Raw genomic sequence first — 14204 nt, forward strand, 5'->3', positions numbered from 1 at the left:
TAAATAAACCAATAAAGTATTAATAATTTAGCTTATTTTCTACTATGAAAATAATCGCCTTTTATATAAATAAATGAGATGTAAAAAGATATGACTAAAACAGTTTATGTGGGAATGAGTGCCGATTTAGTTCATCCAGGCCATTTGAATATTATTAAAAAGGCCTCTGAATTAGGCGAGGTGACTGTTGGTCTGTTAACAGATAAAGCGATTGCTAGTTACAAACGTGTTCCTTTCATGACGTTTGAGCAACGAGAGCAAGTTATACAAAACATCAAAGGTGTGGCACGAGTTGTACCGCAAACTACACTAGATTACGTTCCTAACCTAGAAAAGTACAAACCTAATTATGTCGTGCACGGTGATGATTGGCAGCAAGGCGTTCAGAAAAAAGTTCGTCAAAGTGTGATTGATTGTTTAGCACAATGGCAAGGTGAGTTGGTTGAAGTTCCTTATGCCCAAGGCATTTCTTCCACAGCGCTACACAAAGCTATGAAAGAAATTGGAACGACCCCACAAATTCGTTTGAAATCACTAAAACGTTTGCTCTCAGCCAAACCTTTATTACGTTTTTTGGATATTCATAATGCCTTATCGGGATTAATTATTGAAAATGTGAAGGTCACCACAGATAAAGGTCCGCAAGAATTTGATGGTATGTGGGGAAGCAGCTTGACTGACTCCACAGCCAAGGGAAAGCCTGACATTGAAGCCGTTGATGTTTCGTCGCGGATGAATACCTTGAATGAAGTGTTAGAAGTTACAACTAAGCCTATCATTTACGATGGTGATACTGGCGGAAAAACAGAGCATTTCGTTTTCACAGTAAAAACCTTAGAGCGCCTAGGAGTTTCGGCGGTTATCATTGAGGACAAAACGGGTTTAAAGAAAAATTCGTTATTTGGTACCGAAGTAGCTCAAACCCAAGACAGCATTGAAAACTTTAGTATGAAAATTCAGGCGGGTAAGCAAGCCCAAGCCACTAATGATTTTATGATCATTGCGAGAATTGAAAGCTTGATATTAGAAAAAGGCATTGATGATGCAATACAAAGAGCAGAGGCATTCCTAGATGCTGGAGCTGATGGCATCATGATCCATAGTCGCAATAAATCGCCGGATGAAATCTTCGCGTTTTGTGATCGTTATGCCCAGCTGAAAAATAAAAAGACCTTGGTTGTAGTGCCATCTAGCTATAACAGTGTTTATGAGTCTGAGTTAGCAGCCAAAGGTGCAAACATCGTTATTTATGCTAATCAGCTGTTACGAAGTGCTTATCCGGCGATGGTTGATACCGCTACGTCAATTTTAACCAATGGTCGTTCTGCAGAAGTTGATGACAAAATGATGCCAATAAAGACCATATTAGAGTTAATTCCCGGTGGTAAGTAATGATTAACCCGAAAGGTTTTTGTGACCAACTAACTAAATTCGGTATCGAGTTTTATTGTGGTGTCCCTGATTCACTTTTAAAAAATCTGTGTGCCTATATCGACGAAAATTTGTCGAAGGAACAGCATATTATCACGGCCAATGAAGGTAATGCTGTTGGACTTGCTATGGGGCGATATTTAGGCAGCGGCACTCCTGCAGCAGTCTATATGCAAAACTCAGGCATTGGCAATGCAGTAAATCCACTTGCTTCGTTAGTCGATCCTGAAGTTTATAGTATTCCGATGTTGTTGATCATAGGTTGGCGAGGCGAGCCGGGAGTCAGTGATGAGCCGCAACATGTTAAGCAGGGAAGGGTAACTGAACAACAATTAGCAATCTTAGGTATTCCCTATGTGATTATTGACAGTCAATCGGATATAGACTTGGTTTTAGCCGGCTTATTAAAGCAAATGACTGACGAAAACAGAGCAGTTGCTATTCTGGTTAGAAAAAACACTTTCAGGAAACCTATCACTGCTGAAATCAAACCAAGTTTATATCAGTTAAAGCGCGAAGATGCGCTGACTAAGTTATTACAGGTATTTGATTCAAACGATGTTGTTATTTCGACTACAGGTAAAACGTCCCGAGAAGTATTTGAATTAAGAAAAAAACGCAATGAAGCGGCCTCTGATTTTCTAACCGTAGGTGGCATGGGCCACACCTCTTCTATTGCTATGGGCGTCGCACTTGGCGCGCCAGAAAAAAGAGTGATTGCAATTGATGGTGATGGTTCAATGTTGATGCATATGGGCGCTTTGCCGATTATAGGGCAACATTGCAGTAGCAACTTGGTGCACATTGTACTGAACAATCAGAGTCATGAGTCAGTGGGAGGGCAACCCACAGTAGCAGGTGAGATTGATATGGAAATGTTGGTTAAAGCCAGTGGATATAAGGCTTATTACTGTGCATCAGATGAGGAATCTATTGCTTCTAATTGGTCAAGCTTAACGCCAAATTCTGGTCCGGTTTTATTTGAGATTAAAATAGCTCAGGGTTCAAGAGATGATTTAGGTCGGCCAACCAGCAGCCCCATTGAAAACAAAGAAGCTTTTATGCAACACGTTGGCAGTGAAAAATGACAGCTTTTTTCGCACAATATTCAGATGTGAATATCATCGAAACTAACGACTTCTTGGCGCAATTACCTGAACTTATTTCTACTGGGAATATTCTGTTGGTTACCAGTAGAGGGTTTACTAAAAGAGGCTTAGTATCACAATTTATTGATACCGTTAGTGCCAATAGAGTGCGTGTATTTGATGACGTAACGCCCAATCCTGAAAAAACCTTTTTGGAAAACAGTTATTCTGCATTCGCCCATGAAGATATTTCTACCATAGTAGCTTTGGGGGGCGGCAGTGCGATTGATACAGCCAAGGTGTTTGCTGCGCTAGTTAGTTATAAAAAGCAATCACTAGGGCAATTATTAACTCGAAATGATTTAGTATGCCAAATTAATCTTATTGCTATTCCTACAACGTCAGGAACGGGGGCGGAAGTAACGCCATTTGCAACGGTTTGGGAAGGAGAAGTTAACGCTAAACATTCCCTCTATGGGATAACACCCACAACAGCAATTTTAGATCCTAACTTAACGCTGACTTTACCTTATTCCGAGACGCTTTATCCTGCGTTAGATGCATTGTCTCACTCCTTAGAATCTTTATGGAATAAAAATAAGACTCAATTAAGCCAAGAGACTGCCATTTGTGCAATTGAGTTGATATGTGATGCACTACCTAGGGTGTTGAATAATTCAACTGATATTGATGGGAGAAAAAAATTACAACGGGCGGCTACGCTTGCTGGATTAGCAATATCCACGACTAAAACGGCCCTTGCCCACGCTATTTCGTATCCACTTACTATACAGTATGATGTGCCCCACGGTTTAGCATGCAGTTTTAGTTTGTTAGCGATATTAGAAGTAGTTGGTGAACACGAATTAAATTTACCGATGAGCTTAAAGCCTAAAATAACAAGACTGTTAACAACCATAGATTTTAATCAAGAGTTAGCCCCTATGGTTAATTGGACCGAAGTTCAAGACTTAGCGAAACTCGAGTTTAATCAAAGCCGAACAGCCAATTTTATTATTCCAGTTGATAGTGCTCTCATTTCAAAAATACTAATGTGTAGCCAAAAAATAGCAGAGGAAGAGAAGTCATAATGAAAGTCAAAACTCTTTTATTTGGCGCAGGACCAGGCGCAGGGTACTTTATCGATAATACACGAAAAGAACGAAATTTTGTTGGGATTTTAGACAACGATACTCACAAAGTTGGTCGTGTAATTTTTGATTTAAATGTTTATGCACCACAAGCTTTGCGTGATATAGACTACGACGAAATTGTAATTACCACCCAATGGGCAATGGCAGTTAAGGCGCAATTAATAGAAGAGTTTAATGTGCCAGAAGAAAAAGTTGTTTTGCCCGTAAAAAATCAATTAAAGAGTGAGTTACCCTTTAATTGTGAAGATAGTTTATTACTAGGTCGAAAAATTATTAAAGGCCTAAGTCGCTTAGCTGTTGCCAACAAAATTCCTTTAGTCATTGATTTTGGTACTTTATTAGGTTTAGTTCGTGATCAAGATATTATTCCGTGGGATGATGATATCGATTTTGCTGCCCCGCAGAATAGCGCTGAAGAAATTGAATTTTTAGTGATTAATTTCGTTGAGAATAATCCTGAAATAGATTGGCGTATTGAAAAAGTCACAGATAGTAATGATTTAGCCACCTCTGTTTTATTAAAATTCACGTCTGATTCAGAAGATCTCTTAGTTTTTACCACGTCCATTTCCTTCAGGAAAGAACAAGATGGTAAATCAATCCATTTGCCTAGTATGGGTATGTGGTATGCCCCTGAACATCATTTTAATGACTTTTCTGTTATCCAATGGTTGGGAGAAAAAGTTCAAGTGCCTGCTGATTATCAAGCTTATCTAACATTTCAGTATGGTGATTGGGAAACCCCGAAAAAAGATATCAAGTTGACAGATTATGCTCACCTACAAGAGGTTAGTTTTGCTGATATCAAGGCAGAGAAAAGAACCCTGCAGACTATTTCTAAAGAGTAAACGAATAAAACGTATCGACTCTAACAAGTATGCATATAGATTCTTATTTAAATATAAAAGTGTATTCAATATTAAATGAATACAACAACATTGATAGGTAGTGCTTAATGTCTAGACTAATTTCAGATATTGATTCGTATATCGAAAATCACGATATAAAAATCGTCTCTTTTGATTTGTTCGACACTTTGATTTTTAGAAAACTATCTAAACCTGCAGATGTCTTTTCACTTTCATATGCAAGAGTAAAAGATAAACTTGGGTTACCATTGCAAGATAAAGAATTTCAAGAATTGCGGGTTTTGGCCGAGAAAAAAGCAAAAAGCGAGTCGGTTAGCAGGGAGGTGACTTTAGAAGAAATTTATGATTTTTTACCTTTTTCTCAATCAATAAAAAGCACTTTGCTGGAAAGTGAGCTAACCACAGAATCTGATTTTTCATTTTTATATCAACCAATGTTAACTCTTGCTGAGTCTTTGAGCGATCGAGGAATTCAGGTTTTATTTTTGTCTGATATGTACTTGAGTAAAACGCAAATTCATGAGGTATTTTTTAAACGTTCTAAATTTTCTAAGGCCGTGCCATTATACGTTTCCTCAGAATATCGGGCAAATAAAGCGACAGGGCAATTGTTCAAATTCGTAAAAGAGAATTTAACTGCTGAATATGATTCATGGTTGCATATCGGCGATCATGCTATATCTGATGTTAGTTCTCCAAAGAGTATTGGGCTGCATGCGATACATGCATCCCCACAGCTAAATATCGCAGATATTTTAAAAACCGAGCAATCGCTTTTTTTAAAAAAACCTAAATTTAACGCCGTTAGAAGGTTAGCTTCTACGCACCTACTCGACCCATTTGAATCTAGCGAAGAGCGCAGTGCTTTTGAGGTTGGTGCACTTGTGTGGGCACCAAGCTTATTTTCATTTGCTGACTGGGTGATAGATAAAACACTAGAAGTAGAAAGCACAACCATTTTATGTTTAATGAGAGAAGCAGAAGTGTATGTGCCTCTTATTTTAAAAAGGTTAGAACAAAGAGGTATCTTGGGGGTTTCAGTTCAGCGACTTTATGCTTCCCGTAAATCCACATTTTGGCCTTCTATTGATTGTGATGCAGAACATTGGATTGATGATGTACTGGAATTGCTAGTTGCTAGACGAGGTTATTCAGTAGACGATTTTTATAGAGATTTTTTTATTCCTGTAGACGAGTTACACGCTACATTTCAAACTAGCTACGTTAAACATGCAGATAGCCTCTTTTATAAAGGTGAAAATTTATTAAAGGTCCTTAGGACGTTAGCTTATGAAAACGCTGACCATGTTAAAAACTACATTAGTGAACAAAAAGCTAGGTTTGTTAGATACTACGATTCACATATTTCTACACCTTATAAAGAATGTGTCGTAGTTGATTTTGGCAATGGCGGCACGATACAAAATCAAATTCAAAACATACTAGGGCAACATTGCTCGGCTAACTTACTTTTTTATTCCTCTGAGAGAATTTATCGGTATACAAAAGACACCCTATATCAAAGTTTTATCAATGCCGACAATGATATGGACAATTTTAGGAAGCTGCTCGCGAGATCTCCGGAGTGTATTGAAGCATTTTTGGTCGGTGATTGTGGCACCACTTTAGGCTACTCTGATGACAATGCTGGCACCCCTATTTTAGAAGAAAAACTAGCTTTAAACTCTGGCTTTGCCAAAGCCTTTTTGTCAGGGTGCAAACAATACTTTCAGCATCACTATGAATTAGGATTTGGCTTCATCGATTCTTCAGACAGCATTGCTTTATTGTTACGCTTCATTCAGTTTCCAACCCTTGATGAATCCTTGCTTTATACAAAAGTTTATCATCAAGATAATTTTGGTTCTAATGACAAATACCCTGTGATATCCGAGGATCAAATTGATGAAGTGAAACAGATTGGAGTTGAAAATACGTTTTTGGAGTTTAGTCGCTATACCAAATGGAAAGCCACATATATTCATTGGCCACAGGCAATTCTTAATTTTATTTCCCCTAAATTTATGCAAAAACAGCATGGATTAGTGTCTATGGATACTGATAATGATGTAATCGAATTAGCAGATCGAATTAAGACTAGTGGATGGACTCGTTTTAGCGTTTATGGTGCTGGTGAGTTTTTTGAAAAATTATATCCTTATCTTGATAAAAGTGTCATTGAGATTGAAAAAGTAATTGACCGAAAAGCGGAATTAGTCGGTACTTATGAGTTTCTAGGTTATTCAGTTATTTCACTTGAGCAGGCGATCAAATCAGAATGCAAAAAAATCGTAATTTGTTCTATGAGGTTCAAAGAAGAGATTGCGAAAAATATTTATCAACAATCTTCTGATTATGGTTGTGAGTCGATAGAACTAATTAGTCTGTAGGTCTATTGTGACAACAAATTTGAGACTATGTGGGAATTATAAAATGAAATTATCTAATGATCTTCACCTGCCACTCACCCCATTGAACGGAGCATTGAGTTTTGGTGTTTTTGATAGTGCTAATGCCAATGCACTAAGTGAAAATTATTCAGATGATGTCCTTATTCGTTTGGAACATAAATCAATTTCATGCGGTCACATTTTATCTCCAGTCCAAGATACAACTATGATTATTGATTTAATTAATACACTTTATCGATTTGAAAATAACCACGAACTGTTTATTACAGTCGTAGCTGACAAAGATACCAAATATCGCCAGAAAAATATTGAAAATTTGTTGTACACAGCTGGGTTTCATTTGGAAGCTAGTGAATGGTTTACTAGAAAATACCATTTACTGACTGATTCTAGACCTTTTGCTACAACTACTTTTAGAAAAATAAAGCACACAGGACACAATCTAGTTCAGATGTCGAATCTGCTAAAAGAGCGAGATTTGCATATGGATATGTTAAGGGAATTTAGTTGTCGCTCTGACGCCCACGTATATCGCTATGTATTTGCACAAACTTATATTCGGCCGGGAGATAAAGTACTGGATTGCGCCTGCGGACTAGGATATGGAAGTTATTTGTTAGCCTCAAATGAATCTGCACGCTTCGTTCAAGCTGTGGATATTTGTGAGGATAGTATATCTTATGCAAATCAAATTTACGGTAATGAACACCTCAATTATGCAGTACTCGATATTGATGAGTATGCAAATACAGATATATGTGAATTTGATTTAATTACCTCTTTTGAAACCATTGAGCATGTCAAAGATTACCATTCATTTTTTAAATTGTGCTTGAAAAGTTTAAAACCCGACGGTCGCGTCATTGCTAGCGTGCCGTATTTATGGGTTGATGAAACAGGTAAAGATCCCAATCCATACCATTTCCATGAGTTTGATTGGCAGAAGTTTAAAGCATTATTTTTAGATTATGGTTTTGTCATTGAAGCCCGTTACCATCAATCTGCGCCGGGTGGATTTAAATTACCCAAGGCGCCCCGGAAATTTGAGAAAATAGACGTCGATAAAAACGAAAATGACACTGAATGGTTAATCATTGTCGCCACACCAGATTTAACTCATCCACTTTGGCAGGATCAACAACGTGTAAGTTACGAAAATCCCGAATACAGTATGGAAAACTTGCCTAAGTATTTGGACTTTGAAAATGGATATGATAATCCTTGGCTTCATCGTCAAATCGTACAAGTAGGTCAACGCATAGAAGATCAAAAGATACGAAATCAATATGTTAGCAAGCTGCTGAGCGTCACCGATTGTGACACTTTGATGCTCAGAACGGTACAAGGTTATGCATTAGATTCGAAGGACATTGATACTACTAGTCAGTGGATTTCTGAGGTTAAAACGATACTAATGTCAAAAAATAGCAATCAGATAAGACAAAATCCCTTCACACTACGTTGGTTTATCTCGTTGTCTTTTTTATTGGCAAAACAATTATATGAGGTAGGATCGTTCAAAGAAGCTAAACAATTCTTTGTGAAATTGTTGGCCGAAGATTGCAACTCTTTTTGCCCGATATTGTGTATAAAATCCATTGAAAGTGAATATTATCTGGCTAAAATCGCGCTGTATCAACATGATAAAGAGATAGCGCGACAACATTTAGTCTCGGGCAAAAAGCTAATTTTTGAAGCGAATTCCAAATTCCAGCAAGTGACCGCTTCAGGTGAAGACCTAGTCGCTGCTTTTTTGTGGCCCGAAATGGCTGACTTACATGATGCTGGGGCATTACTTAATCAAGTTCTAATTTCAATTGATAGTGGAGCAAGAATACCGAGTATTTTGAGGCAAGCTGAGAAGTTAGAAAATAATAAACGATTTGGACTGTTTAATTTACTTCAAAAATACCGTTCATCTGATGAATTGACAGAACAAAACGAAATGCTTTTAGTGGCTAAATCGTTAGTTAATAAATTAGTAATAAAGGTAATAGACTGTAATGAATTCTCGACATTGTATATCTGGGGTACAGGTATAGTAGCAAAAGAGGTGTTTAAACAGCTCACAAGTAAGCAAATTGAAGTTGCAGGTTTTGTTGATACTAACACTAGTTTTGGTCAGTTTTATCTAGAAAAGCCCGTCATTAAACCTGATCAGATTGACGTTATGAAAATTGATTTACTTGTTTTAACGTCTGTCGGTTCATCAGATAAAATCGCAGAGTCAATTCCAGCATCGATCCAGTGTGTATATGTAGCATGAGTAATATCAAGCGGAAAGCAGTATGAGTTTGTCTACAATGAAAAAAATAGCGGTTGTTGGAACAGGAGGCAGTGCGCAAAAATTTTTAGATTCGACAGAATTTGAAGGACAAATAGATTTCTTTAATTCAAGTGGTGAAGGGCGTTTCAATAATCAACCCATACATAATTTAACGAGTTTAAATATCGATGATTACGACACCGTAGTGTTAGCAATATATCGTTATGAAGAAGTAATACATTTGCTTGATCGAATTGAGCAAGTTCCGCTGTATTGGTTTAATGGCGTGGATGGAAGCATCACACTTTTGAAAGATATATATAACGACAAAGAGAGTTTTTTTATTACGAACAAACAACGACTGACTGTAGTGTATGATCTGCGTATATCTCCTCCAACATACGATATTCTCACTTTTTTAGTGAAATGCAAATTAGTAGCTAATGAAAAAAACTTAAGTGCGCTTAATGTTATTGTTTGCCCAGGTGATAAAGGGGGATTTAGAGACAACATCGACTTTTTCAGTTTAGATGAGATGAATCATCGATTAACTAATTTATTGATACCACTGATAAAGTTAATTGATCCTGCTGCCAGCCTGCACTTATGTTCCGATAGGCGACAAGCAAGAAACATTTTTCAGGCATCACAACACAGGTTTCCAACTGATCATAATTTCTCTCAGCCAATTGGTCGTCACCATTTTTATGAGTTGTTTCCCTATATAGATTCAAAAACCGATCATCAACTAGTTTGCTCAAGCGAATTTTATAAAAGTAAAGTTTTTAAGTGGTTTGACGACAATAATATAAATCATCAAAAGTCCATAACTATCACGTTGAGAGAATCAACAGCACATATTGAAAGGAATAGTAACTTAGCTGTTTGGCGAGATGTATCTGAAAAATTAAATGTGTTGGGTTATTCAGTTGTTATAGTTAGGGATACTGAAACTGCGTTAGAGCCATTAGGTTGGGGTAATGTGACAGAATTTCCAGAGGCTTCGCTAAACGTATTTTTACGCACGGCACTGTATCAGACTAGTTGGTTGAATCTTGCCGTTAGTAATGGTGCTGGTGTGCTCTGTTTTTTATCTAAAGGTTGTAATTACATTTATTTTGGAATGTACCAAGAAGCATGTACTGCAACAACATATGAGCATTTAGAAAAAATAGGCATTGTCAAAGATAAAAACCAAATAAAAGGAGCACAAGGTGATCAATATTTATCTTGGCTCGATGTTACAAGTGAAAATGTACTTAGTGAAGTGCATAAATATTTTGGAGTGAATTTTAAATGAAGGTATTAGTGACTGGTGCATGCGGCTATAAAGGGTCAGTGCTTGTTCCTAAATTGTTAAGTAAAGGTCACAGCGTAGTGGCTCTAGATATTCAATGGTTTGGAAACTTCTTACCTGAGCATAAGCGACTAACTGTTTTAAAACAAGATGTTAGACAAGTAGCAGACATTGAATTAGATGGAATTGATGTGATCATTCATCTTGCTTCTGTAGCTAATGATCCCTGCGGTGATCTTGACCCTAAATTAACTTGGGAAATCAGTGCGTTGGCAACGATGCAACTAGCTGATAAAGCATATCGTCATGGTATAAAGCATTTTATTTATGCCTCATCTGGCAGTGTTTATGGTGTAAAAGATGAAGACCAAGTTACAGAGGATTTAGTTCTTGAACCTATTTCTGAATACAATAAAACTAAGATGGTTTCAGAGCGAGTTATGCTTAGTTATTCAGATAAAATGGCTGTTCAAATCGTTAGACCTGCTACTGTTTGTGGCCTATCACCGCGTATGCGACTTGATGTGGCGGTGAACATGTTAACCGTTCAGGCAATTAAGAATGGGAAGATCACCGTGTTTGGTGGAGATCAAGCAAGACCCAACATTCATATCGATGATATTACTGATTTATATTTGTTTTTACTTGAAAACCCTCAACATCAAGGTGTGTTTAACGCCGGTTTTGAAAATATCACAATAGCAGAAATTGCTAGTATTTTAGCAAAACGAACTGGAGCCGAAGTGGTAACAACACCATCAAATGATCCTCGTTCATATCGTGTTAATTCAGATAAGTTACTGGCTACCGGATTCCGCCCTAAAAAATCAGTGGAAACGGCTATTGAAGAAATTATTGAAGCGTATCAATCGGGTAATTTGGTCGATCAAGATAGATGGTGCAACTTGAAATGGATGCAACAGGAAGTACTCTGATGAAAAAACTAATCGCTAATTACCAAGGTTCACTAATCGCACAAATTCAACTGCTTGATGTTGAAAATATTCAAATTTTAGCTGATCACTTACTTGATTGTTGTAAGCAGAAGAAGCAAGTATTTATTTGTGGTAATGGTGGCAGTGCAGGCAATGCTATTCATTTAGCCAACGACTTTTTGTATGGTACTGACCCTTCAGGCCTTAGCAGTCTTAATGTTGAAGCTTTACCTGCTAATAGCAGTATATTAACCTGTCTTGGCAATGATATAGGTTATGATAAGATTTTTTCTCATCAATTAAAGGTTAAAGCAAACTCAAAGGACGTATTAATTGTACTTTCTGGCAGCGGTAATTCCGAAAATATTGTCCAAGCGCTAGAGCAGGCCAAAACAATAGGCATGGTTAGTTTTGCTATTCTGGGGTACTCCGGTGGCAAGGCAAAACTATTGAGCGATTATATCATTCATAATCAAATTAATGACATGCAAATATCGGAAGACTTACAACTTATTGTGGGGCATATGTTAATGAGGTTTCTTTATGACAACTTATATTGATAAGTTCGCCGAAGACGTGCATAGGTTTAATGAAATTTATGTGGTTGGGGCAGTAGAAAAAGCATTCTCATTTTTAGAGGATTACCCAACTTTTACCCGAGGGGTGATTGACAACTTTAAATTTGGGACTTCGAGTCACGGCTTTAAATTAGAAAAAATGCACACTTACTATGTTGTGGATAGATCTTATATTATTTTTACTGCGCCAGCTTCGCATTTTGACATTTTGTTAGATTTTGCAGAGAAAAAGATACCGATAGACTGCATCTATATTTATTTAGATAATAGTGGAATTGTCCCACTGGGAGAGGAACTGGGCGGATTCTGCTCCTACAACATTCCCAATAGTGCGAAAGCACATTTAGCCTTGATGTCTCAAACATACCTTTATTCTTTATATTTTAAAGTCTTTACCCGTGAACGATATCTGACCAAATTCACTCACTTTCAAACAGGTAGTATTGATGATTCATTTACCCAAAGTATTTGTAGTCATATTAAAATACTTGAAAGTGTGGATTTCAGTAAGAAAGATGTCGCTTCCGGATATGAATTTAATCGTAACATCACGTCAAAAACAACTGCGTCGTTGAATGAACAATATAGATACTTGCAACCCAATACTGAGACAATTAATTTGTGCAACAAAATAATTGAGTCGTGCGACAAAATAATTGAACCGTTGACTGCAATATATGAAGGATCTTGGTCATTATGTAACGTGCGTGTGGTGTGTAATAGAATTGAACATGAAACTTCAGAAGTAGGGCCGTCTATATGGCACCAATACGGAATGCCACCTTTTATATTTAAACTTATCATATACTTAGACGGGGCAAGTGTTGAAACTGGAACAACTGAATTGAAATCCGCAGAGGGAATTGTTCAAGTCAATGTACCTCCTGGGGGATATTTATTGTTTAATCCAAGACTGGTCTGCCATCGGGCCAAATTGGTCGCTGGGCAAGTTAGGAGAACAATTGAGATGACTATTTGTCCTACGTTTCCGAATAATCTTAATCAAATTAAACCATTTGCTGGCACTAATGCCATGTATCCAGTGTTTCATCCTAGCCCTGCGTTAATCGGTTTAAGGATGGCTATGTGAAAAATGTCATCGTCTTTGGTATCGGTAAAAATACTGAGAAAGTATTAGAGCAAAAATTAATTGCATTATCAGAAGTTAAGTATTTCTTTGTAACTAGTAATGCTATTGGTCAATCTGAGTTTTTTGACCGTCCTTTATATTTTTTGATTGAGGTTGTCGAAATATATGATGATGAAAATGTTGTTATTATTTCCGAAAGTTTTGAGCAGATATTTAATAATTTGGTGCTGCTCAACTTTAAACCTGAAAAATTATTTGCACTCATTCAAAATGCTCAAACTAATCCTGTCATTTCGAACTTAGCTTACCCTACAAAACCAAAATACTTGAACGTAGGTGGCGGGCATTATTTTTATTACGATAAGTGGTTAAATTTAGAAGGTGCGGATAGTTACCTCCATCCTTTTCAATTGTCAGCGAAATGCACTTTTCCAGTTACTGATGAATCGATAGAGCTAGTTTATTCTTCTCACTGCCTGGAACATCTTGATGTTTTTACACTTGCGCAAATAATGCGAGAAACAAATCGTTGTTTGAAAACTAATGGAAAGCTATTGTTGAAGTTGCCTGACTTTGACAGTGTGTATCAGGAATGGAAGGGAACCTTAGTCGGGCCTTCAGTGTTGGGAATCGGTTGGAGCTTTGAGAGTTTAATCGATATTTGGAAAAAATATGGCGTTGAAAGCTCAATTGAATCAAGGGCATTATTTATATTAACGGGTATTGATCTGAATGCCTCTCCCGATTTATTCGAAAAAAATGTCAGCTTCGAAACAGCTGATTATGTAGGTCCTGTTATTTTAGATCAAGCAGAACTGCAGCAAGTGAGAAATTGCTCTGGCCCCGGAAATACAGCAAGACTATTAGTCGATATAGCAAAAGAGAAGTTTCCTGCAGCTAGGCTGATCCATCAAAATGCTTGGACCAAAGAAGAATTCATAGAATATGCAGAATCATTTGGTTTTAAACTTCTAAATGATAATAAAAATATAATTATCGAAAAATATCATTGGATACCGCAGATATCTAAAATAGACAACTTAAGTAATTATTTTCTATTTGAATGTTAGGAATTTGAAGTGTTA

At 37.1% G+C, this 14204-nt stretch carries 11 protein-coding genes; all 11 read left to right on the forward strand.

The window, feature by feature from the left end; genetic code table 11:
- Window positions 1–90 precede the first annotated feature (90 nt).
- The 11 genes from aepX (at window position 91) to ABWV72_RS13310 (ending at window position 14189) form a co-directional block, all read left to right on the forward strand.
- Window positions 91–1392, forward strand: a complete 1302-nt coding sequence (gene aepX / locus ABWV72_RS13260) for a phosphoenolpyruvate mutase (RefSeq protein ID WP_353371065.1) — start codon at window positions 91–93, stop codon at window positions 1390–1392.
- Window positions 1392–2519: a phosphonopyruvate decarboxylase gene (gene aepY, locus ABWV72_RS13265; protein ID WP_353371067.1), complete on the forward strand. Its 1128-nt coding sequence runs from the start codon at window positions 1392–1394 to the stop codon at window positions 2517–2519. The genes aepX and aepY overlap by 1 nt, the downstream gene beginning before the upstream one ends.
- Window positions 2516–3610, forward strand: a complete 1095-nt coding sequence (locus ABWV72_RS13270) for a phosphonoacetaldehyde reductase (RefSeq protein WP_353371069.1) — start codon at window positions 2516–2518, stop codon at window positions 3608–3610. Before aepY ends, ABWV72_RS13270 begins: the two co-directional genes overlap by 4 nt.
- A complete protein-coding gene (locus ABWV72_RS13275; protein ID WP_353371071.1) occupies window positions 3610–4521 on the forward strand; it encodes a nucleoside-diphosphate sugar epimerase/dehydratase in 912 nt (303 codons plus the stop codon). Before ABWV72_RS13270 ends, ABWV72_RS13275 begins: the two co-directional genes overlap by 1 nt.
- A 107-nt stretch (window positions 4522–4628) precedes the next feature.
- On the forward strand, window positions 4629–6932 hold the full coding sequence (locus tag ABWV72_RS13280) for an HAD family hydrolase (RefSeq protein WP_353371073.1): 2304 nt from the start codon (window positions 4629–4631) through the stop codon (window positions 6930–6932).
- Between the two features lie 43 nt (window positions 6933–6975).
- Complete coding sequence (locus ABWV72_RS13285) at window positions 6976–9219, forward strand: class I SAM-dependent methyltransferase (RefSeq protein ID WP_353371075.1); 2244 nt, start codon at window positions 6976–6978, stop codon at window positions 9217–9219.
- Window positions 9220–9241: 22 nt separating this feature from the next.
- Complete coding sequence (locus ABWV72_RS13290; RefSeq protein WP_353371077.1) at window positions 9242–10519, forward strand: hypothetical protein; 1278 nt, start codon at window positions 9242–9244, stop codon at window positions 10517–10519.
- Window positions 10516–11451, forward strand: coding sequence for an NAD-dependent epimerase/dehydratase family protein (locus tag ABWV72_RS13295; protein WP_353371079.1), 936 nt, complete (start codon window positions 10516–10518; stop codon window positions 11449–11451). The genes ABWV72_RS13290 and ABWV72_RS13295 overlap by 4 nt, the downstream gene beginning before the upstream one ends.
- Window positions 11451–12011 (forward strand): SIS domain-containing protein, encoded by a 561-nt coding sequence (locus ABWV72_RS13300; RefSeq protein WP_353371081.1) that lies wholly within the window; start codon window positions 11451–11453, stop codon window positions 12009–12011. The genes ABWV72_RS13295 and ABWV72_RS13300 overlap by 1 nt, the downstream gene beginning before the upstream one ends.
- Window positions 11995–13119, forward strand: coding sequence for a hypothetical protein (locus ABWV72_RS13305; protein WP_353371083.1), 1125 nt, complete (start codon window positions 11995–11997; stop codon window positions 13117–13119). Before ABWV72_RS13300 ends, ABWV72_RS13305 begins: the two co-directional genes overlap by 17 nt.
- Window positions 13116–14189 (forward strand): methyltransferase domain-containing protein, encoded by a 1074-nt coding sequence (locus ABWV72_RS13310; RefSeq protein ID WP_353371085.1) that lies wholly within the window; start codon window positions 13116–13118, stop codon window positions 14187–14189. The genes ABWV72_RS13305 and ABWV72_RS13310 overlap by 4 nt, the downstream gene beginning before the upstream one ends.
- Window positions 14190–14204: the final 15 nt, after the last annotated feature.

Origin of the sequence: Aliiglaciecola sp. NS0011-25 (assembly GCF_040370605.1) — a bacterium.
GTDB lineage: Bacteria > Pseudomonadota > Gammaproteobacteria > Enterobacterales > Alteromonadaceae > Aliiglaciecola > Aliiglaciecola lipolytica_A.

Excerpts from the sequence above, each read along its gene's own strand:
- ABWV72_RS13300 (WP_353371081.1), top strand. The coding sequence starts at position 11,451 with ATGAAAAAACTAATCGCTAATTACCAAGGTTCACTAATCGCACAAATT.
- ABWV72_RS13270 (WP_353371069.1), top strand. The coding sequence starts at position 2,516 with ATGACAGCTTTTTTCGCACAATATTCAGATGTGAATATCATCGAAACT.
- ABWV72_RS13290 (WP_353371077.1), top strand. The coding sequence starts at position 9,242 with ATGAGTTTGTCTACAATGAAAAAAATAGCGGTTGTTGGAACAGGAGGC.
- ABWV72_RS13275 (WP_353371071.1), top strand. The coding sequence starts at position 3,610 with ATGAAAGTCAAAACTCTTTTATTTGGCGCAGGACCAGGCGCAGGGTAC.
- ABWV72_RS13305 (WP_353371083.1), top strand. The coding sequence starts at position 11,995 with ATGACAACTTATATTGATAAGTTCGCCGAAGACGTGCATAGGTTTAAT.
- aepX (WP_353371065.1), top strand. The coding sequence starts at position 91 with ATGACTAAAACAGTTTATGTGGGAATGAGTGCCGATTTAGTTCATCCA.
- aepY (WP_353371067.1), top strand. The coding sequence starts at position 1,392 with ATGATTAACCCGAAAGGTTTTTGTGACCAACTAACTAAATTCGGTATC.
- ABWV72_RS13285 (WP_353371075.1), top strand. The coding sequence starts at position 6,976 with ATGAAATTATCTAATGATCTTCACCTGCCACTCACCCCATTGAACGGA.
- ABWV72_RS13280 (WP_353371073.1), top strand. The coding sequence starts at position 4,629 with ATGTCTAGACTAATTTCAGATATTGATTCGTATATCGAAAATCACGAT.
- ABWV72_RS13295 (WP_353371079.1), top strand. The coding sequence starts at position 10,516 with ATGAAGGTATTAGTGACTGGTGCATGCGGCTATAAAGGGTCAGTGCTT.